A 24,122-nucleotide genomic window follows, 5' to 3' on the forward strand; every position below is an offset into this window, starting at 1 on the left:
GAAGTGAGGCCCGTGCCGGTGCGCTGGAACCGCTCGGAGGCGACATGGCCGGCCAGGTCGGTGGTGCCGCGACGAGACCCGGCGGTGCTCGGTGTGATCATCTCCGGCCCTTCCTCCCCCTCGGCGTTCGGGCACCCCCCGTGGCGCACCCGGGCGGGACCGCGTGCCGAGCGCCGCGTAGGGGCGTAGCGTCCCGATATGAGCGAGGTCGGGTGCGTCGGACACGGTCGCAGCGGGCGGTGCGGGCCCGGGACTCGTGTGACGGGTGCCGGGAATCGCCCCTGCCAGGCTGGAGGTGCCGCGTGACCGGAGCGGGTGATTCGGCCACGGCCACGAGCGCGCGGGATGCCGCGTTCGTGGAGACGATGCGCCGGACGGGCGCCTCCATCGGCGTCCTGTACCTGCTCACACCCGATGAGCAGCAGTTGCTGCTGGACGTGTTGTGCGGGGCGCCGGCCGACTTCGCGGTGCCGTGGGCGACGATTCCGCTGACCGCACCGGCGCCGGTGTCCGACGCCGTACGGGACGACCGCATGGTGTGGCTCGGCAGCCAGGAGGAACTGGCCCGTGCCTATCCGCGCACCGCGATGGCGCTGCCCTACCCGTTGGCGTTGGTCGCCGCACCGGTCACCGGCGTCCGGCGGTGGGGAGCCCTGCTGCTGATGTGGCCGGCCACCCGGCCGCCGTACATGACCCAGCGGGAGCGAGGGCACATCGCGGCCAGCTGCGGACAGCTCGCCAGGCTGATCGAGGAAGCCCTGGAGAACGGAGCGCCGCCGGTGCCCGGTGACCGGCCGCGCGTCCTCCCCGTGGGCACGGGTCGCCGCGCCGCGAGCCCGGCGATGGCCGCCGCCGACTTCATCGAGCGGTTGCCCGGCGGCAGCTGCGCGCTGGACCTCGAGGGCCGCTTCTCCTACCTGAGCGCAGGCGCCTGCGAGCTGCTGGGCCGGGACGCCGGTGATCTGCTCGGCACCCTTCCGTGGCAGTCCCTGCGCTGGCTCGACGACCCGATCTACGAAGACCGCTACCGCGCCGCGGTGATCAGCCGCGAGCCCGTCGCGTTCACGGTGTGCCGCCCGCCGGACCGCTGGCTGGACTTCCACATGTACCCGGACGCCAGCGGCATCAGCGTCCGGATCGTCGTCAGCGGAGCGCAGGCCCCGCCCACACCGGCCTCCCGGCACACCAGCCGCACCGCCACACCGGCCCGCGCGGGGCGGCTCTACCAGCTCACGCATCTGGCCGCCGCGCTGACCGAGGTCGTCAGCGTCCAGGACGTCATCGATCTGGTCGCCGACCAGATCATGCCGGGGTTCGGAGCCCAGGGCCTGGTCCTGTCCAGCGCCGAGGCCGGTCGCCTGCGGATCACCGGGCATCGCGGTTACGCCCCCGGGACCGTCGAGCGTCTCGACGGCCTGCCCCTCGACACCGGCTTCACCCCGGCCGGGCAGGTCCTCGCCAGCGGCGTTCCGGCGTTCTTCGCCGACGCGGAGGAGATGCGGCGCGTCTACCCCGAGGCCCCGATGGTCAGCGGCAAGCAGGCCTGGGCCTTCCTGCCACTGATCGTCTCCGGCCGCCCTGTCGGCTGCTGCATCCTGTCCTACGACCGACCCCGCGCCTTCCCGGCCGAGGACCGCGCCGTCATGACCTCGCTCGCCGGCCTCATCGCCCAGGCCCTCGACCGCGCCCGCCTGTACGACACCAAGCACGACCTCGCGCACGGTCTGCAGCAGGCGCTGCTCCCGCGTGCCCTGCCCGCGGTCTCCGGTCTGCGGGTCGCCGCCCGCTATCTGCCGGCCACCCGGGGCATGGACATCGGCGGAGACTTCTACGACCTCATCCCGCTCGGCGACACCGTCGTCGCGGCCGTCATCGGCGACGTCCAGGGCCATGACGCGGCCGCCGCCGCTCTCATGGGGCAGGTCCGTACCGCCGTCCACGCCCACTCGGCGCTGGGCACGCCCCCGGACCAGGTGCTCTCGGGGACCAACCGGCTGCTGATCGATCTCGGCACCGACCTGTTCACGAGCTGCCTCTACGCCCACCTCGACCTCACCGGCCGCCGCGCGATCCTGGCCAGCGCCGGACACCCACCACCGATCGTGCGTCTGCCCAACCGCGACACCGGACCCCTCGACGTGCCACCCGGACCGCTCCTGGGGATCGACCCGAACGCCGTCTTTCCCGTGACCGAGATCCCGCTCACCCCCGGACTCATGCTCGCCCTCTACACCGACGGCCTCATCGAAACGCCGGGAGTCGACCTCGACGACTCCATCGCCGACCTCGCACACCATCTCGCCCACGCCGACGACCGGGACCTGGACGCGCTCATCGACACCCTCGTGGGCAAGGCCGGCCCGGGCGGTCAGCGCACCGACGACATCGCACTGCTCGTACTGCACTACGCGGCGGGCCATGGACAGCGGTGACGGACCGGGTCGCCACTCACCGGTGACGGCGCGGGGGCAGAGGCCCGTCTCGGCGCCCGAGCCGACGGTGTCCGCCGTCACCGGGGCGCGATGCGGGTCGGCGCCGGGACCGTGACCTAGGTCAGGACCTAAGCCCCTGGCCGGTTACGCCGCCGCGATCTCCCGCCTACCGTCCCCGCCATGGATACGACAGGCACCCTCGACGAGGCACTCCAACGACTGCACGGCTCCGGACCCGAGCGACTCGGGCGGCTCACCAATCACGCTCCGATGGCCGTCGAGGCCCTCGCCGCGCGCGGACAGGCACGGGCCGTGCACCCGTGGCTCGATCTGTACGCGCGCAAGCTCGAGGAGTTCCCGTCCGGCGTCGAGCCGGTCACGGCCGCCAACTGGCGCCTCGCACTGGGCGATCCCCGCCGCGCGGCCGACTGGATCGCCTTCTTCGGCCGCGAGATCGCCGAGCGTCCCTGGCGCGACGTGCTCGCGCAGTGGTGGCCCCGCCTGCTGCCCGGCATGTACGGCGGCTCGACGCATCCGGTGATCCGGGTCGGCCATGCCGTGCGCACGCTTCTGAACGGCGAGAGCACCGGGCCGCGGCTGACCGAACTCGCCCACGGCCTCGGCTACTGGGCCGCCCGCCACCGCCCCGTCACGGACATCGCCCTCCTGCCCGGAGCCGACAGCGCCACCGACGCCCTGGACGCGGTGCCGCCCATCGCCGCACGGGAGGGCGGGTTCCCCGCACGGCTCGCTCACGTCAGGCGCCTTCCGGAGTGGGCGGCGGCGGTCACGGAACCCGACGTCGCGCACCGGCGCCTGACCGAACTCGTGCGGGCGGCCACCCACCGGTACGCCACCCACGGCCACGGCGAGGAGACGATGCTGGTCCACGCGGCCACGGCCCCCAACGCCGTGCTGCGGACCCTGCCCGCGCTGCCGCACGCCCTGTGGGTGCCCAGCCTGCACGCCGCCTGGACCGCATCCGCCGCGGTGACCGCGATGTACGCCCCCGACGCCCCGGTCGCCTACACCCCACCGGGCACCCTCATCCCCGAAGAGGTCGTCGAACGTGCCCTGGCACACGGCGACGAACACGTCATCAAGCTGACCGACACGGCGCTGGACGTCGGCGACGAACGGGCTCTGGCGGCGGCCCTGCGCGCCATCGACCTGAGCGAACCGCTGAGGTAGGAGGCCGTCGCGGTCGGCGCGACGGGCTTCGGCCGAGGCCCGCTCCGCCGACCGGCGCAAGGCCGGGCCGGGTCAGGGCTGTTCGCTGAGGCCGAAGCTCTGGGCGGCGGAGTTGTCGCAGGTGCGCTGGGTGAGCTGGACGCCGGTGGCGGCCGTGGCGGCGGCGCTGAGGCACTTGCCGCTGTGCCGGGCGACGAAGTGGTAGGCGCCGTCGGACTGTTGGACGGCACGCCACTGCTGGTTCTGGCCGCCGGAGTAGGACCAGAGCTGGAGCGGGGCGCCGTCGGCCGTGGAGCGGTCGGTGACGTCGATGACCTGCTGGGGGTTGCCGCGGTTGGAGATGCGCAGGTAGCCGCTGTCGGTGGAGCGGAACTGGTACTGCTGGGCGGTCGTGCCGTTGCAGGTGTACTGCTGGACCACGGTGCCGTTGGCGGTGGCGGCGGCGCGGGCGTCCACGCAGGTGCCGTTGCCGCTGTTGCGGAGCGTGTACCAGGCCGTTTCGGAGATGGGCCCGGACGGGGGCTGGGTCTGCGTCGCCGCGCCCAGCCACTTCAGCCCGTCGAGGACGAACCGGTTCTGTGTCTCACTGGCGAAGGTCGAGGACAGCGGCGTGTTGGTGCCGTAGTCCATGGCGTTGTGGCCGAAGTTCGCGTACAGCATCTTGTACTTGGTGTTCGTCCACAGGATCGGGTAGTAGCCGCTGTACCAGGTCTGGTCGGGGTCGGTGCCGAGGGGGAAGCTGCTGGGGTCGATCGAGGCCAGGATCCTGATGTCGGGGTTCTGCCGCAGGTCGTTGGACCAGCTGTACCACTCGCTCACCGACGAGGTGAAGGTGGCCGGAAGGTTCTGCGTCGCGGGGTGGGTACGGTCCTCCACACGCAGCACGGCCGTGGTCGGGCCCCAGGTGTTGGACCTGAAGTCACCTGATCCCAGGAACTGGTTGTGGTACCACGGCCATTCGGCGGCGTTCGTGGTGAACGCAGAGACATGGAAGCCCATCCAGGCGCCGCCGGAACGCATGTACTGCTCGAATCCGGAGCGCTGGGCAGCTGTCTGCGGCAGGTCGTCGAGGAAGAGGACGACCTGGTACGCGTTCACGCCGCCGTTGGCGAGCAGGTTCCAGTCGTTGCTGGCGGTGTAGGTGAACCCGTTGGCCGCGGCCTGCCGCGGGAACCACTCGTTGGCTTCCTTGACGAAGCTGATGTGCGCCGCGTCCCAGGTGCCGTTGTACAGGGCCAGCACCTTGAAGGGCGCCGCGGCGACCTGGGGCGTGGCCTGTGCCGGTGCTCCGGCCAGGCCGAGCAGCACCGCCATCAGGAACAGCAGCCGCAGACACAGGGAGGGGAGGGGGGAGGACGCTCTGCCAGTGTGCATGTGTCTCTCTCCTGTCGTACGGAGGTGGGGGGGACGAGAAAGGACGCGCCGGCTTGTGGATGGGGTGGACGGTCAGGAGGGGGAGTGGTGGTGGGGGCCCGGGGCAGGGCGTCCCTTCCACCGGTACGTGGCGAAGGAGCCCGCCGGGACGGTCACCACGAACGACTGGCCGGCGACGACGACGCGGACCCTGCGGTCGGCGTCCGCGCTGTTGCCGACGACGGCGGTGTAGGAGTTGGTGCCCGACCGGAAGACGACGTTGCTGACGCCGTGCTCCGCCGCGCTGGACTCGAGGCGTACGGCACCGGGGGAGAGGTATCGGGCGAACTGGCCCAGCGGGTACAGCTCGTCGCGGACGGTGAAGTCCTTGGTGGTGGTGTTCACGGTGACCAGCCGGTTCGGCCACTTGGTCGTGGCGCCGACCTTCTCCCAGTCGATGGTGTTGTCGCGGGCGGGCGTCCAGTGCAGGGTCCCGCCGTCCTGATCGGTGGTCTGGGCCCACAGGATGTAGGAGCCGGCGTCCAGCCGGAAGTCGTCGAGGACGGTGGCGGGGGACAGGTCGCTCGTCTCGGTCAGGTGGACCGGCTTGCCCGTCTGCTCGTAGGCGTCCCGCATCACCTGGGGGTCGCCCCAGTAGGGGTGGAAGGCGATGCCGTCCGCCGCGCCGCGGACCTGCTTGCCGGTCACCGAGCCGTCGGGGGCGTCGTCGAAGATGCGGTGGTAGTTCTTGGTCGCCGTGCTGTTGGGGTCGCGCCAGTCCCAGAAGTTGAAGTCATGGACGTACAGCTGGGTGTCGAGCCGGGCGGCGCGGAACTCCCGCTTGATCGCCAGGGCCAGCTTCTGCTGCTGGGCGACGCTGATGTCCATGGCGGGGTACACCACGTCCATACCCGGCTCGTTCAGCAGGGTCAGGGCGTCCACGCGGATGCCGTGCCGGGCGTACGCCTGCACGAACTTGACGTAGTAGCGCGCGAAGACGTCGATGCAGTCGTCCCGCAACTTGCCGACCTGGTAGTAGTCCGTGGTGCTGCCGGGCTTGAGCGCGACCTCGCCCGTGAACCGGTCGTTCGTCTTCATCCACGCCGGTGCGCTCCACGCCGAGGCGAAGAACGTGGCCTTCGGGTTGTAGCGCTGGATGAGCTTGATCGTGTCGATGATGTGCAGGTCGACGTCCCGGTGGACGGAGAAGTGCTTCAGGCCGAAGTCCTCGTCGACACCGGCCGGGAGGTCGTCCTCCGACCAGAACGGCAGGTGCTCGATGAGGTCGGGGCTGCCGATCGTGAGCCGGAACCGGTCGAGCCCCGCGCCGTGCCGGGGATCGACCAGGAGCCGGATGGCCTTCTCACGGTTGGCGGGAGTGAGCTTCCACAGGTTGGAGACGCTCGTCTCGTCCAGGGAGAAGCCGATGCCCGCGTACCGCTGCCGGACCGCACGGGGGTCGACGACGACGGTGGCGTCGGCGGTGCCGCCCGCGTCGGCCGTCATCCGGACACTCGGCAGCGGTCGCCAGGCCTGTGCGCCGCCGGTGGAGTAGGTGCCGGTCACGAGCTGCCCGGGTCCGTGCGCTTCGGTCCCCGCCCTGTCCGCGTGTGCGGCCGGACCCGTGCCGAGCAGCGCGGTCAGTGTCGTGACCGTGAGGGCGGTGATGGCGGTGAGGGAACGGCTCACAGCGTCTCCTGTCTTGTCGATCCGTGGATCCAAGCAACGCCTCACTGTTAAGTCAAGACTTAAGTAAAGCCGTTGCTCGGCGGCGTCCGCACGGTGGCCGGACCAGCCGGGGCCGGCGCCGCATGCCGGCCCCCGCCGTGAGGAGTGCGCGTCGCCCGCGTCAGCAGTACAGGTTGCCGCCGGCGCTGACACCGAGGATCTGCGTGAACCTCTGGTAGGCGTCGACGCGGCTCTGCACCTGCGCGGGGTTCTTGCCGTCGCACTCCAGTGAGCCGTTGATGGAGCGGATGGTCTGCCCGAATCCGGCGCCGTTCACCATCGCGTTGTGCGGGGTCATGGTGCCGGGTCCGGACTGGGTGTTCCAGTACCACAGCCCGGTCTTCCAGGCGACCGCGGAGTCGTTCTGCACCAGCCAGGGGTTGTTGAGCAGATCGATGCCCAGAGCGTCACCGGCGGCCTTGTAGTTGAAGTTCCACGAGAGCTGGATGGGGCCGCGTCCGTAGTACGCCGCCTGGCCCGCGGGGCACCCGTAGGGCTGACCCCAGTCGCAGTAGTGGGGGTAGTTGGCGGTGTTCTGCTCCACGACGTGGACGAGGCCACCCGTCTCGTGACTGACGTTGGCCAGGAACGCCGCGGCCTCCTGCTTCCGCACGGTGTCGCTGCCGGTGTTCGCGAACGCGGGATAGGCGTTCAGGGCGGCGGTCAGGCCGCTGTAGGTGTAGAAGGAGTTCCGGTTCGGGAACATCTGGTTGAACTGCGCCTCGGAGACGACGAATCCCGAGGGGGTGCCGCCGCCTCCGCCGCTCGCCGGAGCGTTCCACTTCTGGTTCGCCCCGCCGGTGCAGCTCCAGATCTGCAGACGGGTCGCGTTGGCGGAGCTGTTGTCGCGTACGTCCAGGCACTTGTTCGCGGCCGGGTTGACGATGTCATGAGCCGCGGTGACCACCCATTGCTGGTTGGTGCCGCCGGAGCAGTCCCACAGTTGCACCGCGGCTCCGTCGGCCGTGCCGCGGTCCACGACGTCCAGGCACTTGCCGAGCGCCCGGAGGGTGCCGTCACCCGGGTTGGACCAGCGTTGGGCGGCGGTGCCGTTGCAGTCGTAGAGCTGGACCGGCGTGCCGTTGGCGCCAGCGGCGCCCGCGACGTCGACGCACTTCCCGGCGAGGCCGGTGATCTGTCCGTCCGCGGCCTGAGCCGGTGTGACGGCGCACAGCGTGGCGAACAGCGCCGCCGTCGCTGCGGCCACGAACCGTCCGAGCCGGAGGCGGCCGGAAGAAGACTGTCTGACACGAGAGTTGACCATCGAGCGCTCCTGTTCCGGTGAGCGGGCCCGGATACGGGCGGGGCGGGGAGGAGGTGGCGCGACCGGCGTCAGTCGAGGACGGTCTGTGTGACGACGATGTGGCCGGCATCGGGGTTCAGGCTTCCGCCGAGACGGCTGAACGCGCCGTCGGTCAGGTCGAGGCACTTGGGTTCCTGCGGAGTCTGCGTGAAGGTGCCTCGGTCGTTGACACGGACCACCAGGGACCTGCCGTTGGCCACGTTGGTCACCTGGATCCTGGTCCCGAACGGCAACTGCGGCCGGCGGCTGAGCGATGTGGCGGCGGTGTCGGCGTTGTTGTCGAACACCTCACCGCTGGCCGTCAGGGCACCTGGGGGCTGGGGGCCGTAGTGCGTGGCCCAGCACTGATCGGCCGGGCCGGTGACGGCACCGGCGGCCGCTGGTGCCGGGGGAGCGGCGAACAGTGCGGCCGACACCGTGACGGCGGCGGCGAGCACGGTCTTCAACGGGGCGGAGCGCGTGGGGGGTTGTACGGTCACGGTCGGGGATCACAGCCTTTCGCGGTCGATGAATGAGCGAGGAAGGCATGCCGAACCCAGGGCCGAGCTACAGGGCCGAACCACCGGGCTGTGGGGAAACCGGTTCCGGGACCTGGAACGTAGAAGGTCTGAACCAATCACGTCAAGAGGTGAACACGCTTACCTGTACGGGCAGTTGCTGTCACTCAGGCTCTGTACGAGGCACGGGGCACCGGCTTGGGACCATCCGGCATCACACCGCGTAGGTTCCCTCGACCTGGGTGTGCGGACCCAAGTCCGGGCAGCTTTGACCCAGTTGCCGCGCCAGTCGTGGCGAGAGGCGCGCGGCGAGGTCCCTCCTGGCGCGCGGACGCGGGGTGCCCCCGGCCGGCCTGCGGCCCGCCTCCAGCCGCAGGCTCCCCCCCCTCTGCCGGTCCCCCGGGACGGGCGGCTCGTGTGCCGGGGTCGGTCATCGTGCGGGCTGTGGTCCGCCCTGGGCGAGGAAGGCCAGGGCCACGGCCGCCTCGCAGGCGATGCCTCTGGCGATCACGTCCTCGTCGATGCTCATCCGGGGCGAGTGCAGCGACGGGGCCTCGTCCGGTGCCAGGTCCGGTGGGCACGCGCCCAGGAAGGCGAGGGCGCCGGGGACGGCCCGGAGGACGTAGGAGAAGTCCTCCGCGGTCATCTGTGTGGCCGTCAGGACGTCCACCGCCTCCGCGCCGAGCGTGGTGGCTGCCGTGCGCAGCACGAAGTCGGTGAAACCGGGGTCGTTGACGGTGACCGGATACCCGGGTTCGACGGTGGCCTCCGCCGTCGCTCCGTGGGCCGCCGCCACACCGTGGGCGACCCTGGTGATCGCCTCGTGCAGCTTCTGCCGCGTCGGCTCGGACAGGGTGCGCAGGGTGCCGGACAGTTCCGCGGTGTCCGGGATGACGCCCGTGGCCGTGCCCGCGGTCAGACGGGTCACGCTGAGGACGGCCTTGTCGTCGGCGGACAGGCCGCGGGTGACCGTCGTCTGGAGGGCGAGCACGATCTCGCAGAGCACGGGCACCGGGTCGCAGGCGGTGTGCGGCGCCGAGGCGTGGCCGCCGCGCCCACGGACGACGACCTGGAACCGGTCGGAGGCCGCCATCTGCGGGCCGGGGCGCAACCGCAGCGCACCGGCGGGAAGGTTCGGATGCACGTGAAGGGCGAAAGCGGCGTCGGCTCTGCTTCCGGAAGCCTCCAGCACCCCTTCTTCGATCATGCGGCGGGCTCCGTGACGGCCCTCCTCGCCGGGCTGGAACATGAACACCACGCGGCCGGCGATCTTCTCGCGCCGCTCGGCGAGCAGCCGGGCCGCGCCCACCAGCATCGCCGTATGGACGTCGTGCCCGCAGGCGTGCATCAGCCCGGGGGTCCGCGAGGCGAACGGCAGGCCGGTCTCCTCGGTCACCGGCAAGGCGTCCATGTCGGCGCGCAGCAGGATCGTCGGACCCTGGGCCGCTCCGGCGAGGGTCGCGGTGACGGAGGACAACGTGCGCCCGGTACGGACCTCCAGGCCGAGGCCGTCGAGCGCGTCGAGCACCAGGCGTTGCGTGCCGGGCAGGTCGAGGTCCAGTTCCGGGCCGCTGTGCAGTGCGCGGCGCAGGGCGACCGCGTCGGGGGCCAGGCGGCGGGCCTCGTCGAGGAGGGACGGGCCGGCGGTGGCGACGGGTGTCCGAGGGGACGGGGCGGCGTCCGCCGTGCTGTGCCAAGGCCCAGGGCGAGATGTCATGCAACCGTTCTCCTTCCCGGGCAGGTCCATGGCGGCGCGCGGTCCGCAGCGGCGTCGCACGAGGGGGCCGGTACTCCCCACCGTAGAGACCGCCGGGTCGGCCGGACAGACGCCGACGGCCCCGGCGCACGGGACTCGGACAGGCCCGCGTACCGACAGGATGGCGGATTGCGGCTGCCGGCCAGTGCCGACGCGCTGACCTCCTCGACCGCGGAGCCCGCAGACCCGAGTGGGAGGCAGGGGCGCCGGGGTGCCGCTCTCGCGGACGCGGCACGGGACGAGACTCGAAGGGTTCAGCTCAGGGTCCGGCGGACGTGCGCGGTGGGCGGGAGTCGTACAGCACGCTGTGGAACCGCCCGGCCTCCTCCCGGCCGGCCGGATCACCGCCGAGTGCCCGCACCGCCTCGATCGCGAACCGCCGCTCCCGCTCGTCCGTGAACCGGCGCTGCGGGTAGGTGCGGGAGGTGTCCACGGTGGTGCGCAGACCATGCGCGGCCAGCGCCCTTACCACCGGCTCGTACGACACGGTCCGCAGCACGAACGCGCACACCCACACGGGGCGCCGCGCACCGTTCAGCAGCGCGGTGAACGTCCGCTCGGTGACATAGCTGCCGCCGCCCGTCAGCGTGATCAGTCCGACGTCCGGCAGCGCGCGGCTCAGCCGAGGGCCGGTCGGCGCCTGCTCCAGGTCGTCGGTGAAGGCGTCCTCCAGCAGACCGGCCTCCTGGGCGTAGCGCACCGCGGGCGCGGCGACGTCGAGGCCGTACACCGGCAGCGCGTCCGGCCGCCGCCGCAGGGTGTAGAACTCCCTGTCCCACGCGGCCAGTTCAGCCGTCGACATCGTCCGGGCCGCCTCGGACGTGTACCGCTCGTACAGCTCCGCGAGCGTCACGTCGTGATTGAGCAGGGCGGCGTTGATGCCGTACGAACAGCACACGTCCAGCACCACGGGCCGACCGGGCAGGCCGTCGTCGAGTGCGGCCCGTTCGGCGGCCGCCTGCCGGAAGACCGGCTGTGCGTGGTGCGGGATCTCGTACTCCAACGGGGCCAACCGCGTGAAGTACGCGCGCGGGTCCGGCCGGTGGTAGATGTCGTCGAACCGCGCCTTGCCGCCCGTCATGCCGCACTCCCTGCTCCCAGGACACCTCTGTGCTCCCATGATGTCCCCTTTGTGGCATTCAGCCACGTCCCATCGCCGCCGGGCGCCCCGGCAGAGAGACAGGGAAGATCATCGGTGTGGAGCGGCCACCCTCATCGCGTAGGGACGGTGTGACGCTGTGGCCTTGACAGTTGGGAACGCGGAAGCCGGGACGGAGGCCGCGGGCCAGACCGGCGACCCGGCCGCCGACACGCTCGTGTCCGGCCTCATCGACAACCAGGGGGGCGACGGGGTCGACGGACGGTTCCGTACCATCGGAACACTCAAACCGGGCCTGGACTTCTCGCAACTGCCTCGCGCTGGGCGGGGGTGTCCTCGACGGGCCCGGGACCATCGGCCGCGGCTGCACCAGGAGCTCGGCGACAACCGCTGAGAATAGCCGTTGCTCGCGTCAGCGCAGCGGTCGCCGCCCCCGCCGGGCCGGTCGGCAGTGGCCGTGCGGCCCGGCGAGGGCGGACATGGTGCCGCTGCTGTTCCTTCCTACTTCCCTCAGCCCACCACGATCACCACGACGCCACCGTTGAGGAAGCCACTGCGGTAGAAGTCCCCACGGTCGCCTCGGTTGCCGAAGCCGTCGCAGTAGCCGTTCCACCAGCCACCGCGATAGAAGCAGCCGTTGTTGGTGGGGGCGTTCGCCGGGGTGGCTGCCGAGGCCGTGCCTGCCAGACCGATGGCGGTGCCACCGGCCATGAGAACGCCGACCGCGGACGCGGCGAAGAGACGCCTCACGCGCTGACCTTTCATGGGCCTACCTTCTTTCCACCCCTCGTGGGGGGTAAGGGGACGAGGGGCATGGCCGGGGCCGCACAGGGAAGACACGGTCACGGATGTCGCCGTGTCTCGGGAAGTACGGCTCGCCTACGCGGGCTGTCGGACCCGATGCAGAGGGCCCTCGCCTGCGGCGGCGGGCGTACCCCCCGGAACGCGGCCCTTTCCTCACACGCTAGCCGCCCTTCGACCACCCAGCATCTCGGACCGCGACGGCACCGGCCTGACCTGCGAACCTTGCCACTGCACCCCCACATCACCCACCGGCCGCTCCCACTGTCTCGAGGCCTCGCGTACCGAAGCGTGGATGGCCCGTCTCGAATCACGGAAGAAGCGCTGCCCCGCCGGACGATCTCCGGCCGCGACGGGCGGTCCCTTACGTCAGGGCGGTCCCTCACGTCGGAAGGACGACGTTCCCCGAAGGGGTGGGGGCCGGCCTCCGCCGAAGCGACAGCGCGGGGACGGCAGCGCATCACGCCTTCACCCGCTGCTAATCTCTGCGAACCAAAGACTTTTGGGGGGAAGTTCGTGCTCACGTCCGTTGCCACGGAGTGGTGGTGGCTGCTGGCTGTCGCGGCCCTCGTGATCCACTGCTCCGCCATGGCGACATGGATACCGGTCCAGAAGTTCTGGAGGGCGTATCCCTTCATCTGGGTCCTGTGCGGCACCGGAGCGGTGGCGTTCGGAGAATGGCGCGGCTTCGCCCGGGCAGACATGCTCGTCCTGTGCTCGTTCGCCCTCCTCGGGCTGACGATCGGGATGTACCCGACCCGCAAGCTGTTCACGGTGTGGGCGCAGGAGATCAACAAGGGAGTGACGCGCGAGCGGTACGACTACCCGCGCTCACATCTCGTGTTCTGTGGCGCCTCCGTGCTCGTCATGCTGGGCGCCGCGGTCCTGCTGACCCGGTGAGGTGCCGTGAGCGCCCGGCCGGCCGACGGACCTCAGCCCCTGTCTCCCGAACGGCACCGCACGGGGCTCAGCCCACAGCCGTCTTCACGAGCGCCCCGATCCGCGCCTCGTCGGCGGCGGTCAGCTCCTTCAGGGCGTAGGACGTCGGCCACATGGTGCCTCTCCGTGAGACCTGCCGGCTTGCCGGCCTTCCCGACGAGGCCCTACGACTGCACCGGCAGGCCCTCGAGCCGGCCCCGAGGCTGGGGAACCGGTACGAGGAAGCGCTGGCCCACGAAGGCATCGCGGCCGTGCTGGAGGAGACGGATCCGGCCGGGGCCGCTCAGCACCGCGCGGCGGGACAGGCCGTCCTGCGCGACCTCACCCGCTGGACGTGACCCGCGCCGGCCATGAGGCAGGGCACACCCGGTCCTCCCGGCGTGACCGCCGTAGGATCACAGGTGGCGGGCCGTCCGTGCGCCGGAGGTACGCCGGTCCGACGGCACGACGGTCGACCTGTGAAAGGCATCGGCACCATGGACGAGCCACAGCCGCTCACCGACGACTCGCTGGACGAGGCGGCGGACACCTTCCAGCGGCTGCGTCCACGGCTGTTCGGCATCGCCTACCGCGTCCTGGGCAGCGTGTCCGAGGCCGAGGACGTGGTGCAGGACGCGTGGGTGCGATGGCAGGGCACCGACCGCAGCGTGGTGCTGGATCCCCGCGCGTTCCTGGCGAAGATCACCACCCGTCTGGCGATCAACGTGGCCCAGTCGGCGCGCGTCCGCCGCGAGGCCTACGTGGGGCCGTGGCTGCCGGAGCCCGTGGACACCAGCGTCGATCCGCAGGTCGGCGCGGAGCGCGGCGAGGCGCTGGAGCTTGCGGTGCTCCTCGTCCTGCAGAAGCTGAATCCCGTGGAACGGGCGGCCTACGTCCTGCGGGAGGCGTTCGACTACTCGTACGACGAGATCGCGAGCATGCTGCAACTGCGCCGGGCCAACACGCGGCAGATCGTCAGCCGGGCCCGCAAACGCCTGTCCTCCGAGCGCCGTGAACCCGTCGAGGCGGCACAGCACCGACGCCTGCTCGAAGCCTTCGTCGCCGCCGCGCAGCACGGGGACGTCGCCGCACTCGAGAACGTGCTGTCGGCCGACGTCGCCTCCTACGCCGACGGGAACGGCATGCGCGGCGTGGCACGGCTGGAGGTCGTGGGGGCCGAGCGCGTGGCCAGGATCAGCGCCTTCACCCACAAGTTCTTCCCCGGGGCCGGGTACGGCGTGGTCGAGGCCAACGGCCGGCCCAGCCTCCTGATCGTGCAGGACGGGGCCGCCGTCGCCCTGGTGAGCGTCACCGTGGGACCGGACGGTATCGACGGGCTCTACTGGGTGCTGGCGCCCGACAAGCTGAGGGCGTACGAGCGATCGGCCCGCAGGCTCACCGGCCGCCCGTGACACAGGGATGACACGGACACGGTCCGAGTACGGGCCCCGGTCATGCCGGAGCCAGTCCTCGTGACGTGTGGACGCGACGCGCACCGTGTCGTCGCCGACGAAATTCTCGGACGAGGCCCCGAGGGGCCCTCACGCTCGACGACAGCCGTCGTCCGCCCGGTGGCACCGACCCTGCGCGGCGCCGTTCGTCAGAGCGTCGACAGGTCGATGGCCCGGTCGATGTCCTGAGGCTGCAGCACGCGCAGGATGCCTTCGAGCAAGTAGTAGTCGGCGTAGGGGAGGGAGATCTCGATCCCGTCCTCGGCCGGCCGGTTGCGGGTGCAGCGGGCGACGACCGCCTCCGCGCGAGCCGATGTCCTCGTCAGGCAGGTCTCCGACAGCGCGGTGAGGATCCGCAGCGCGGTCCGGCGGTATTCGCGCCTGCCGGTCGCGGCGGCCAGGTCGAGCAGGCCGCAGGCCATGACGGCGCCCGCCGACGCGTCCTTGATGTCGTGCGGTTGCTGCGGTGCGCGGTAGTCCCACACGGGCACGTGGTCCGCGCTCAGTGCTCCCACCGCGAAGTCGGCGAGTTTGCGTGCTGTGGACAGGAACTGCTGATCTCCGGTCCGGCGGTAGATCGTGGTGAACCCGTAGATGCCCCAGGCCTGCCCGCGGGACCAGCAGGAGGTGGGGCTGTAGCCCTGCACGGTGTTCGGCCCGATCGGTACGCCGGTGTCGGGGTCGAAGTCGTACACGTGGGGGGTCGAGCCGTCCGGGCGGGGAAAGACCCGTTGTGCCGTCCTGGCGTGCTCCACGGCGATCTGGAGGTACTTCTCGTCACCTGTCTGCCGGCCGGCGAAGGCCAGCAGATCGAGGTTCATCATCGTGTCCATGATGACGCGGCCCGCGTTGCGGGGGTCGTCGAGTGCGCCCCATGCCCGGATGAAGCGGCCGCGCGGGTTGTATCGCTGGATCAGCGACTGCGCCGCTTGCACGGCGCCCGCGCGCCAGCTGTCGTCGCCCGTCAGCCGCCAGGCGGTGACCCATGACGGATAGAAGAGGAAACCGAGGTCGTGGGTGGTGGTGTCGTACCGGCGCGGAGCGAGTTTGCGGGCCGAGTCCAGGGCCAGTGTCCGGAAGGCCTCGTCCTTGCTGTAGAGATACGCCATCCACAGCGTGCCGGGCCAGAATCCCCCCACCCAGTCACCGTTCTGGGAGTAGACCCACTTCTCGAACTTCGTCCCGACCGGAAAGGCGCTCACACCCGGCGCGACAGCGCGCAACTTCTCCACCGCGTAGTCGGCCGCCGCACGGAGCACCCGGGCGGCCGACGCCGGGTCGTGGTCCCCGGATGCCTCCGCAGCCCGTGCCGGTGAGGCCGCGGTCGCCGTGGCACCAGCTGTCACGGCCAGCACGGTACGCCGGGAAATGCTCATGATTGTCCTCCAACTCATCAGTGCCGCAAGGACGTTGAGCGAGTCTGGCACGGCAGACGCCATCGCGTACACCCACATGTGCATTGTTCATGTACGTGAACTTTTTCGGCGCCGTCCCGCTCGCCCGGCAGGCCCAGCCGCACCGGGCGAGCGCCCCCACCCCTTACCTGGCTCTTCGAAACCGATTCGACGTATGTGCGTCCACAGTCTTGTCAGGGACATGAGCCATCCCTACAGTCCGTGCCGAACGCGATGGATGGGAGCGCTCCCATCCGTGATCGTGGGAGCGCTCCCGCACTGCCCCGTCCTTCCCCCGGAGAGGACCCGCATGCGACCGTCAAAGCACCATGCCCGCAGTGTCCGTGGTCTGTTGGGCGCACTGCTCACCTCCCTCGCCGCACTGGCCGCGCTTGTGTCCACCGCCTCGGCGGCGCGGGCGGACACCACGATCTGCGAACCCTTCGGATCGACGACGATCCAGGACCGCTACGTCGTCCAGAACAACCGCTGGGGCACCAGCGACCCCCAGTGCATCACCGCCACCGATTCCGGCTTCCGGATCACCCGGGCCGACGGGTCGGTACCGACCGACGGGGCCCCGAAGTCGTACCCGTCCGTCTACAACGGCTGCCACTACGCCACCTGCTCGCCGGGCACCAGCCTCCCGGCCCGGCTCAGCACCGTCGCCGGTGCGCCGACCGGCATCACGTACTCCTACGTCGGCGACGCGGTGTACGACGCCGCGTACGACATCTGGCTCGACCCCACGCCCCGGACCGACGGTGTGAACCGTACGGAGATCATGGTCTGGTTCAACCGGGTGGGTTCCATCCAGCCGGTGGGCTCGCAGGTCGGCACCGCCACCGTGGCCGGGCGCCAGTGGCAGGTGTGGTCCGGCAGCAACGGCTCCAACGACGTGCTGTCCTTCGTGGCCCCGTCGGCCATCACCAGCTGGAACTTCGACGTCATGGACTTCGTCGACCAGGCCGTCTCCCGCGGACTGGCCCAGCGCGACTGGTACCTGACGAGCGTGCAGGCCGGCTTCGAACCCTGGCAGAACGGCACGGGCCTCGCGGTGACCTCCTTCTTCTCCACGGTCGACACCGGCGACGGTGACCCGGGCGGTCCTGGCGGTTCTACGGCGTGCCAGGTGGCGTACACGACGAACGTCTGGCAGGGCGGCTTCACCTCGGACGTCACCGTCGCCAACACCGGTTCCACCCCGGTCGACGGCTGGAAGCTCGCGTTCACCCTGCCGGCGGGCCAGCGGATCACCAGCGCCTGGAGCGCGGGGATCACTCCGTCCTCGGGAGCGGTCACGGCGAGCGACGTGGGCTACAACGCGCGGATCGCGCCCGGCGGCCACGTGTCCTTCGGGTTCCAGGGCAGCTACGGCGGCACCTTCGCCAAGCCCGCCGGTTTCACCCTGAACGGCACCGCCTGCACCACCGCGTGACGTACCCGATGCGGTGTGCGCGACCGACGGCGCCTGCCCGCACGGCCCCGCCGCTCGCGCCCAAAGGGAAGAAGAGGACCTCGCGCCCAAAGGGAAGAACCAGAAAGGGAGTACACATGGCACGACGCAGCACACTCATGTCGGTGGTGGCCGCCTTGGCCACACTGCTGACGGCACTCGGTCTGGCCCTCCTGGGGCAGGGCAGTGCACAGGCCCATGGGGTGGCGATGCTGCCCGGTTCCCGCACCTACCTGTGTTACCTGGACGCCCGCACCGCGACCGGCGGGCTGGACCCGACCAACCCGGCATGCCGGGACGCGCTCGCCAAGAGCGGGCCGAGCGCCCTGTACAACTGGTTCGCCGTCCTCGACTCCAACGCCGGTGGGCGGGGGGCCGGTTATGTCCCGGACGGTACCCTGTGCAGCGCCGGCGACCGGTCGCCGTACGACTTCTCCGCCTACAACGCGGCCCGCTCGGACTGGCCGAGAACCCATCTGACCAGCGGTGCCACGATCCAGGCGCAGTACAGCAACTGGGCGGCGCACCCGGGGGACTTCCGGGTCTATCTCACCAAGCCCGGCTGGTCTCCCACCTCACCGCCGGCCTGGGGCGACCTCGACCTGATCCAGACGGTCACGAATCCGCCGCAAGCGGGCTCGCCCGGCACCGACGGCGGCCACTACTACTGGGACCTGAAGCTTCCCTCCGGTCGCTCCGGTGACGCCCTGCTCTTCATCCAGTGGGTGCGCTCCGACAGCCAGGAGAACTTCTTCTCCTGCTCCGACATCGTCTTCGACGGCGGTCATGGTGAGGTGACCGGCATCCGCGACTCCGGCAGCACGCCGACGCCGACCCCCACCCCGACCCCGACGGATCCGCACACCGGTTCCTGCATGGCCGTGTACTCCGTGGTGAACTCCTGGAGCGGCGGATTCCAGGCCTCCGTCGAGGTCATGAACCACGGCACCTCGCCGGTCAACGGTTGGGCCGTGGCCTGGAAGCCCGGGGCGGGCACCAGGATCAACAGTGTGTGGAACGGTTCGCTGTCCACCGCCACCGACGGCACGGTCACCGTGCACAACGTGGACCACAACCGGACCATAGCCGCCGACGGCAGCGTCACCTTCGGTTTCACCGCCACCTCGACCGGCAACAACCTCCCGGTCGGCTCGATCGGTTGCGTCACGCCGTAGCCCCGCACCCGTCTCGTCCCCGTACCGACTCGCTGCCGGCCCGCCTCCCGAGGTGCCGGCAGCGAGCCGGGACACGCTGTGCGCGCCCCGGCCGTTGACGCCGCGACGGCACGCTGGTTGAGTGGCTCATCCACTGAGCCACTTGGAGGGACGGTATGGAGGCACTGCCCCGCGAAACCATCGTCGATGTCCTGGAGGGCCGTCTGCGTGAGGACATCCTCACCGGGCGCCACCCGGCGGGCAGTTACCTGCCACCGGAACGCACACTGGCCGACGGCTACGGCGTCACCCGCACCACCCTCAAACACGCTTTCGGGCGGCTCATGCAGGCCGGGCTGCTGGAGACCCGCCACGGCGTCGGCACCCGCGTACGGGACTACCTGCGCCTGGGCGGTGCCGACCTGCTGCCCATGCTGGTACGGCACAGCCCCGACTGGATCGGCGAGGTCTTCGAAGTCCGGCGCAGCATCGGAGCGTTGATCGCCGAGCGCGCGGCGGCCCGGGCGAGCGACCGGCAACGCGCCGAGCTGCGCGGCCTGTTGACGGCCGTGGGGGGCGCGGCGGACGCCGATGCCGTCCAGCTCGCGGACATCGAGGTGCACCGGGCCCTGGCCCGCGCCACCGGCAATCGTGTCTACGTCCTGCTGACCAACACGCTCTTCAACGCCTACCTGCCCGTGCGCGCCGCACTCAGGGGACCGTTCACGGACGCTCAGGCGGCCCGGGAGCGCCTGGAGCCGGTGGTCGCCGCGGTGGAGGCCGGTGACGAGGCCGGCGCCCGGCGGGCGGCCGAGCAGTATCTGACCGCGACCGAACGGATCATGCTGGAGGGTCTGGCATGAGCGCGATGACGACCTCGCGCACGGCCCCGGGCAGCGGTTCATCCGCTCGCGGCACCGTCTTCGGCGAGACGATGCTCGGCACCCTGCGGCTGGACGACGAACCCCGCACCCGCCGGGTCCGCCTCGATCTCACGGTCTCGGCCGACCGCATCATACGACCGCTCGGCACGACCGAGGCCCGAGCCACCGGACGGGTACGGATCACCGGATGGGCCGACGATCCGTCCGCCGCTGGCGAGTTGGAGATCTCACCACTCGCCCGACGCCGTATCCGCTACCGCGTGACGTTCACCGCCGACGGCCGTCGGCTCACCCTCGACGGCTGGAAGTCCGTCACCCTGCGCAGGCCCCTCACCTCGATGACCGTACTGCCGTACACCCTCTACGAGGACGGCGCGCGGATCGGCACCGGCACCCTGCGCTTTCCGCTCGGCACGCAACTCCTGCCGTTCCTCGCCGGTTTCCGCTTCCCGCGACGGGAGGAGCCCGCCACGTTCCTCACGCCCCGCTGGCGTGGCGAGCCCGGCCGCGCCGACGGCTTCGACCGTCACCTGGACGAGGCCGAACGCATTCTGCGGGTGGCCACCCAACCCCTGGACGTCCTCGGCAGCAACGGCCGCATCGCGCTGACCGGCGCCCGCCGGCTCGGCTGGCAGGCCGCACCCCTGCGCCGCAACGCGCCCGGCTGCCAAGGTTCCTGCCAGTGCGTGGTGGGCTGCCCCACGGGCGCCAAGCAGAGCGTTCAGCTCTCCGTACTGCCCGACGCCTGCTCCGCCGGCGCCCGCATCGTCACCGAGGCCCGGGTCGAGCGCATCATCGTCGACACGGACCGCCCCGGAGGACCACGCGCCGCGGGGGTGCGCGTACGGCGGGAGGAGGACGGCGGGTTCGAGATCCTCGCGCCGCTGGTCGTGGTCGCGGCGGGCGCCCTGCAGTCCCCGCCCCTGCTGCGCCGCTCCGGCCTCGGCCGGCACCCCCGCCTCGGCCGCAACCTCAGCGTCCACCCGGCCACGAGCGTCGCCGGACGCTTCGCCGCACCGGTCACGGCCTGGGAGGGCGTGCTGCAGAGCGTCGGCGTGGAGCAACACCACGCCGAGGGGATCCTCATCGAGGCCACCGCCACCCCGCCCGGCATGGGCTCCTTCATCCTCCCCGGGCTCGGCGCCGAACTGCGCCACGAACTGGACAGCGCCGACCGGCTCGCCACACTCGGCGCGATGATCGCCGACCGGCCCTCGGGCCGTGTCCTGGGCCGCCACCGCACGCTGCCGCACTACCAGTTGCACCCCCGTGACGCAGGCCGTCTGATGCGGGCGGTCCGCGCCATGGGCCGGTTGCTGTTCGCCGCCGGCGCCGAGGAAGTACTCACCGGCGTCCCCCGCGCGCCCCGCGTCCACAGCCTCACGGAACTGGAGGCCGTCCTCGCGCGCACCCGCGCACGAGAGCTCCACCTGTCGGCCTACCACCCCACCGGGACGGTCGCCGCGGGCGCGAACCCCCAGCACTTCCCCACCGACCCGCTGGGACGTCTGCGCGGAGTACACGGAGTACTGATCACGGACGCCTCGGTACTCCCCAGCTGTCCGCAGGTGAACCCTCAGCTGACCATCATGGCGGCCTCCCTGGCGATCACGGAGGCGCACCTTGGCGTCAGCCGGTGACGGGGCGTTGCGCGGACCACGGTCTGAACCCCCGGCCGCCGGGTAGCCGGAGGAGGACGGAGTTCCGGCAGCGAGCCGGGGACAGCCCGGAGGGGAAGGAGTGCCGTGTCCGGAGTACTGGAGCGGATCAAGCAGTTCGCGAGGAGCCCACAGGGGCGGCGCACGATCGACCAGGTGCGCCGCACCGCGTCCGACCCGCGCCGCCGCGCCCAGGCTCAGCGGCTCCTCGCCAGGTGGCGCACTCGCCGCTGACGCGGCAGATCCCGGGGCGGTCGACGCGGTGACCCCCCGTGCACGATCCGTGCTCCCACCGCCTTCGCGTCCTCGATCTGCCGCAGCAGCCCTTCCGGGGCGCGTTCACTGGACAGGGGGCCGACCAGGGTGGCCTCGCGATCCCGGAGTGCTCCTCCCGGCGCCGGGGGGGGGGGGGGGGGGGGGGGGGGGGGGGGGGGGGCGGGCGGGGCCCCCGGCCCCCCCCCCCGGCCCCGCCCCCCACCCCGCGGTCCCGCGCCGCGGCGCCCGCGCCGGGGGGCGCGGGTAACCCCCGGGGGCGGGCCCGCGGGGTGTCCCCCCTTCACCCTTCCGGCCCCCCCCCCCCCCCCGCCCCCGCGGCCCGGGCCCCCCCCCCCCCCCCGCCCGAGCAGTCGGCCGCGTCCGTGCCGGACGCCACGACACGGTCACGTACGGCCGGGCGTCCCCTGTCGCCGGGCCGCGTCGGTCTCTTGCCCGACGGCGGTCGCGGCGGGTCGGCCCAGCTCCGCGCGGAACCCCTGGCGCCACGACGGGAACCGCGGTTCCCATCCCAGCTCCCGCCTGGCCTTGGTGTTGGAGAAGCCGCGCCCCTCGGTCATCATGCCGACCACCATCTCGCCGGCCAGCAGCCGGGCGAGCCACGCCGGGAGCCGGCGCGGCGGCTTGGCCCCGGCGCACCGCGCGAGGTAGGGAAGCCACTCGCTGACCGGTGCCGGCTCGTCGTCGACGATGTTGAACACACCCCTGGCCTTCTGCTCCACGGCCAGGACGGTGGCGCTCGCCGCGTCGTCGACGTGCACCCAGGAGGTGTAGCCGGTGCCGCCCCCGACGAGCGGGAACATCCGCTTGCGCACCATCGTGACCTGATCGTCGTCGGCACCCGGCCCGTAGAACGCGCCGTAGCGCAGGGCCGCACCACCGGCCCTGACGACGGCGTCCTCGAGGTGGCCGATCGCCTTGGTCCCCTCCACCACCTCCAGCGGATCCTCCTCGGTCTTGACCCACCCACCCTCGCGGATCCCGTTGAAGCTGGCGTGGCTCTGCGTGACGACGTGGTCGACGCCGGTCGCCTCGGCAGCGGCCAGCAGATGGTCGATCCCTTCGGTGCGGAGCCGGTTGGTGGCGGCGAAGAAGCGGTGGGCCTTCCGCGGGTCGGGCTTGCCGGCGTGTGCCTGGGACAGGCCCGTCATCTGGTTCACGATCGTGTCCGGCCGGGCCCCGGCCACCGCCTCACCGACCGAGACGGCATCCAGCCCGTCCATCACGACCCCTTCGGCGCCCAGTCGCGTCAGCAGCTCCACCTTGGCCGGACTCGTCGTCGTGGCCGTCACCTGGTGGCCCCGGGCCACCAGCTGCGACACCAGCCGCCGGCCCAGAACCCCGCTCCCGCCTGCCACGAACACCCGCATGACCATCACCTTCCTGATCCCGAAGTCGGTTTCCGGGATCTGGACGAGACAGCCCGGCGCCCTGTGACATCGACGGGGGTTCAGGAGGCAGACGTCTCTACGAGGGCTGCGCGGTCTCCTCGTCCTCCCGGGCCGCGGCCCGCGGGGCGGTGGTGGCCCGCGGGATCAGCTGGGTGGGCAGCACGACGTGCCGCGTGGTCTCCGCCTCGGCGTCGTCGATGAGCTGCAGAGCCAGTTCTCCGGCCAGCCGACCCATGTCCGACGGTGACTGGGCCACCGTGGACAGATCGAACCACTCGGCCACCTGGTGGTCGTCGAAGCCGATGACGGACATCCGTTCCGGCACCTGGATCCTCGCCTGGCGCAGGGTGTGGATGACGGCCACGGCCAGCTCGTCCTGTTCGGCGAAGAGTGCGGTGGGCGGTTCCCGCAGACTCAGCAGCTGTCCGATTCCGGCGACGAGGCCGCGCTTGTCGTCGGCCGCCATCGTGACCACCAGCTCGTCGTCGACCGGGATGCCCGCCTCGGTGAGCGCCTGCCGGTAGCCCAGCAGGCGCTCGCGCGAGCTGAAGCTGAAGCCACTGGCCCCCGTGGTCGGCGCGAACGCGATCCGGCGGTGCCCGAGGTTGAGCAGGTGCCGCGTGGCCTTCAAGGCTCCGGCGACATCGTCGACGTACACGCTCGGTCGGCCCTCGGCGTGCTGGCTGACGTAGATGACCGGCATGCCGAGGTCGTCCAGCCGTGCGGTCTCCTCGGCGGTGAGGTCGAATCCGAAGACCAGCAGCGCGTCGGCGTTCCGGCGGGCCGGGAGACGTTCGAAGAACGAGGTGCGCTCGGCCAGGTCCGGGATGACATAGACGTTCAGCTCCATGCCGGCCGCGCGCAGCAGGGGGCCCAGGCTGGACAGCGCCGATCCCATGAACCACGAGTTGAGTGTGGGGACGAGCACCGCCACGACCCCGGTCTTTCCCGTGACGAGGCTCGCGGCCTGCCGCGAGACCGCGAAGTTCAGCTCACGGGCGGCCTGTTCGACTCGGGCGCGGACCTCCGGCGAGACGGTCGGCAGGCCGCGCAGGGTGCGGGAGACGGTGGACGGGGAGACGCCGGCCCGTTCGGCGACGTCGGCCATCGTGGGGTGCCGTTGCGCGGGTGACATGAGGGGAAGTTAGCACGGCTCATGTCTCAGCTCCACGCTTTCATGACAGCGCTATCACAGCGTCATGCATGTGCTTATTGGCCCCTCTATGACCGCAAACGAGCTGTACCAGCCATCCATTTCTGTTCGAGCTACCGACAAGTTACGGATTGACTTCCCCTAGTTGCACTCCTAGCGTGCAAGCGTTGTCTCGACAGGGCGGAAGTCGTCACCGCCGATCTCTCACTCAAGGCTTTGACCTGCACTTT

At 71.3% G+C, this 24,122-nt stretch carries 20 protein-coding genes; 10 read left to right on the top strand and 10 right to left on the bottom strand.

Translation table 11 applies throughout. The features are described 5' to 3' along the window. Positions 1-302 precede the first annotated feature (302 nt). Both ACGFRF_RS37600 and ACGFRF_RS37605 read left to right on the top strand, forming a co-directional pair. A complete protein-coding gene (locus ACGFRF_RS37600; protein WP_393747908.1) occupies positions 303-2,432 on the top strand; it encodes a SpoIIE family protein phosphatase in 2,130 nt (709 codons plus the stop codon). A gap of 180 nt (positions 2,433-2,612) precedes the next feature. Beyond that, positions 2,613-3,623, top strand: a complete 1,011-nt coding sequence (locus ACGFRF_RS37605; RefSeq protein WP_393747910.1) for a questin oxidase family protein — start codon at positions 2,613-2,615, stop codon at positions 3,621-3,623. A 72-nt stretch (positions 3,624-3,695) separates the two neighbouring features. On the opposite strand, the gene ACGFRF_RS37610 is transcribed toward ACGFRF_RS37605, so the two are convergent. From ACGFRF_RS37610 to ACGFRF_RS37640, 7 genes are all read right to left on the bottom strand, one after another. Beyond that, a complete protein-coding gene (locus ACGFRF_RS37610) occupies positions 3,696-4,997 on the bottom strand; it encodes a ThuA domain-containing protein (RefSeq protein WP_393747912.1) in 1,302 nt (433 codons plus the stop codon). A 72-nt stretch (positions 4,998-5,069) separates the two neighbouring features. Then, a complete protein-coding gene (locus ACGFRF_RS37615; protein WP_393747914.1) occupies positions 5,070-6,665 on the bottom strand; it encodes a glycoside hydrolase family 30 beta sandwich domain-containing protein in 1,596 nt (531 codons plus the stop codon). Between the two features lie 160 nt (positions 6,666-6,825). Further along, positions 6,826-7,968 carry a glycoside hydrolase family 19 protein gene (locus ACGFRF_RS37620; protein ID WP_393747916.1) on the bottom strand — a complete coding sequence of 381 codons (1,143 nt, stop codon included), beginning with the start codon at positions 7,966-7,968 and terminating at the stop codon, positions 6,826-6,828. 68 nt (positions 7,969-8,036) lie between these two features. Beyond that, positions 8,037-8,486: a septal ring lytic transglycosylase RlpA family protein gene (locus tag ACGFRF_RS37625; RefSeq protein ID WP_393747918.1), complete on the bottom strand. Its 450-nt coding sequence runs from the start codon at positions 8,484-8,486 to the stop codon at positions 8,037-8,039. Between the two features lie 448 nt (positions 8,487-8,934). Continuing rightward, positions 8,935-10,221, bottom strand: a complete 1,287-nt coding sequence (locus tag ACGFRF_RS37630; RefSeq protein ID WP_393747920.1) for a M20 family metallopeptidase — start codon at positions 10,219-10,221, stop codon at positions 8,935-8,937. 298 nt (positions 10,222-10,519) lie between these two features. Further along, entirely contained in the window at positions 10,520-11,341 is an 822-nt protein-coding gene (locus ACGFRF_RS37635) for a hypothetical protein (protein ID WP_393747922.1), read from the bottom strand. A gap of 528 nt (positions 11,342-11,869) precedes the next feature. Then, positions 11,870-12,109: a hypothetical protein gene (locus ACGFRF_RS37640; protein ID WP_393747924.1), complete on the bottom strand. Its 240-nt coding sequence runs from the start codon at positions 12,107-12,109 to the stop codon at positions 11,870-11,872. A 567-nt stretch (positions 12,110-12,676) separates the two neighbouring features. On the opposite strand from ACGFRF_RS37640, the gene ACGFRF_RS37645 reads away from it, so the two are divergent. The 3 genes from ACGFRF_RS37645 to sigJ all read left to right on the top strand — a co-directional run bounded on the left by ACGFRF_RS37645 (position 12,677) and on the right by sigJ (position 14,490). Further along, positions 12,677-13,060, top strand: a complete 384-nt coding sequence (locus ACGFRF_RS37645) for a hypothetical protein (RefSeq protein ID WP_393747925.1) — start codon at positions 12,677-12,679, stop codon at positions 13,058-13,060. Between the two features lie 152 nt (positions 13,061-13,212). Then, the gene (locus ACGFRF_RS37650; RefSeq protein ID WP_393748033.1) at positions 13,213-13,437 is read left to right on the top strand and encodes a hypothetical protein; all 225 of its coding nucleotides are present in this window, start codon (positions 13,213-13,215) and stop codon (positions 13,435-13,437) included. Between the two features lie 138 nt (positions 13,438-13,575). Next, the gene (sigJ, locus tag ACGFRF_RS37655; RefSeq protein ID WP_393747927.1) at positions 13,576-14,490 is read left to right on the top strand and encodes an RNA polymerase sigma factor SigJ; all 915 of its coding nucleotides are present in this window, start codon (positions 13,576-13,578) and stop codon (positions 14,488-14,490) included. A 188-nt stretch (positions 14,491-14,678) separates the two neighbouring features. Here sigJ and ACGFRF_RS37660 read toward each other — a convergent pair whose 3' ends face one another. After that, positions 14,679-15,905, bottom strand: a complete 1,227-nt coding sequence (locus ACGFRF_RS37660) for a glycoside hydrolase family 88 protein (protein WP_393747929.1) — start codon at positions 15,903-15,905, stop codon at positions 14,679-14,681. Between the two features lie 328 nt (positions 15,906-16,233). Between ACGFRF_RS37660 and ACGFRF_RS37665 the strand changes: the two genes are divergently transcribed. From ACGFRF_RS37665 to ACGFRF_RS37685, 5 genes are all read left to right on the top strand, one after another. After that, positions 16,234-17,361, top strand: a complete 1,128-nt coding sequence (locus ACGFRF_RS37665; protein ID WP_393747931.1) for a cellulose binding domain-containing protein — start codon at positions 16,234-16,236, stop codon at positions 17,359-17,361. Between the two features lie 116 nt (positions 17,362-17,477). Next, the gene (locus tag ACGFRF_RS37670) at positions 17,478-18,554 is read left to right on the top strand and encodes a lytic polysaccharide monooxygenase (protein ID WP_393747933.1); all 1,077 of its coding nucleotides are present in this window, start codon (positions 17,478-17,480) and stop codon (positions 18,552-18,554) included. A gap of 155 nt (positions 18,555-18,709) precedes the next feature. Then, on the top strand, positions 18,710-19,396 hold the full coding sequence (locus ACGFRF_RS37675) for a FadR/GntR family transcriptional regulator (RefSeq protein WP_393747935.1): 687 nt from the start codon (positions 18,710-18,712) through the stop codon (positions 19,394-19,396). After that, a complete protein-coding gene (locus ACGFRF_RS37680) occupies positions 19,393-21,057 on the top strand; it encodes a GMC family oxidoreductase N-terminal domain-containing protein (protein ID WP_393747937.1) in 1,665 nt (554 codons plus the stop codon). The genes ACGFRF_RS37675 and ACGFRF_RS37680 overlap by 4 nt, the downstream gene beginning before the upstream one ends. Positions 21,058-21,162: 105 nt before the next feature. Beyond that, complete coding sequence (locus ACGFRF_RS37685) at positions 21,163-21,309, top strand: hypothetical protein (RefSeq protein ID WP_393747939.1); 147 nt, start codon at positions 21,163-21,165, stop codon at positions 21,307-21,309. A gap of 425 nt (positions 21,310-21,734) precedes the next feature. On the opposite strand, the gene ACGFRF_RS37690 is transcribed toward ACGFRF_RS37685, so the two are convergent. Beyond that, entirely contained in the window at positions 21,735-22,718 is a 984-nt protein-coding gene (locus tag ACGFRF_RS37690) for an NAD-dependent epimerase/dehydratase family protein (protein ID WP_393747941.1), read from the bottom strand. Between the two features lie 97 nt (positions 22,719-22,815). Next, positions 22,816-23,874: a LacI family DNA-binding transcriptional regulator gene (locus tag ACGFRF_RS37695; RefSeq protein ID WP_393747943.1), complete on the bottom strand. Its 1,059-nt coding sequence runs from the start codon at positions 23,872-23,874 to the stop codon at positions 22,816-22,818. Positions 23,875-24,122 lie beyond the last annotated feature (248 nt).

The sequence above is a fragment of the Streptomyces sp. NPDC048521 genome, assembly GCF_043199855.1.
Classification (GTDB): Bacteria; Actinomycetota; Actinomycetes; order Streptomycetales; family Streptomycetaceae; genus Streptomyces.

Coding starts and splice junctions, on each gene's coding strand:
- ACGFRF_RS37690 (WP_393747941.1), bottom strand. CDS start 22,718: ATGCGGGTGTTCGTGGCAGGCGGGAGCGGGGTTCTGGGCCGGCGGCTG.
- ACGFRF_RS37665 (WP_393747931.1), top strand. CDS start 16,234: ATGCGACCGTCAAAGCACCATGCCCGCAGTGTCCGTGGTCTGTTGGGC.
- ACGFRF_RS37695 (WP_393747943.1), bottom strand. CDS start 23,874: ATGTCACCCGCGCAACGGCACCCCACGATGGCCGACGTCGCCGAACGG.
- ACGFRF_RS37630 (WP_393747920.1), bottom strand. CDS start 10,221: ATGACATCTCGCCCTGGGCCTTGGCACAGCACGGCGGACGCCGCCCCG.
- ACGFRF_RS37660 (WP_393747929.1), bottom strand. CDS start 15,905: ATGAGCATTTCCCGGCGTACCGTGCTGGCCGTGACAGCTGGTGCCACG.
- ACGFRF_RS37650 (WP_393748033.1), top strand. CDS start 13,213: ATGGTGCCTCTCCGTGAGACCTGCCGGCTTGCCGGCCTTCCCGACGAG.
- ACGFRF_RS37620 (WP_393747916.1), bottom strand. CDS start 7,968: ATGGTCAACTCTCGTGTCAGACAGTCTTCTTCCGGCCGCCTCCGGCTC.
- ACGFRF_RS37680 (WP_393747937.1), top strand. CDS start 19,393: ATGAGCGCGATGACGACCTCGCGCACGGCCCCGGGCAGCGGTTCATCC.
- ACGFRF_RS37605 (WP_393747910.1), top strand. CDS start 2,613: ATGGATACGACAGGCACCCTCGACGAGGCACTCCAACGACTGCACGGC.
- ACGFRF_RS37670 (WP_393747933.1), top strand. CDS start 17,478: ATGGCACGACGCAGCACACTCATGTCGGTGGTGGCCGCCTTGGCCACA.
- sigJ (WP_393747927.1), top strand. CDS start 13,576: ATGGACGAGCCACAGCCGCTCACCGACGACTCGCTGGACGAGGCGGCG.
- ACGFRF_RS37635 (WP_393747922.1), bottom strand. CDS start 11,341: ATGACGGGCGGCAAGGCGCGGTTCGACGACATCTACCACCGGCCGGAC.
- ACGFRF_RS37675 (WP_393747935.1), top strand. CDS start 18,710: ATGGAGGCACTGCCCCGCGAAACCATCGTCGATGTCCTGGAGGGCCGT.
- ACGFRF_RS37610 (WP_393747912.1), bottom strand. CDS start 4,997: ATGCACACTGGCAGAGCGTCCTCCCCCCTCCCCTCCCTGTGTCTGCGG.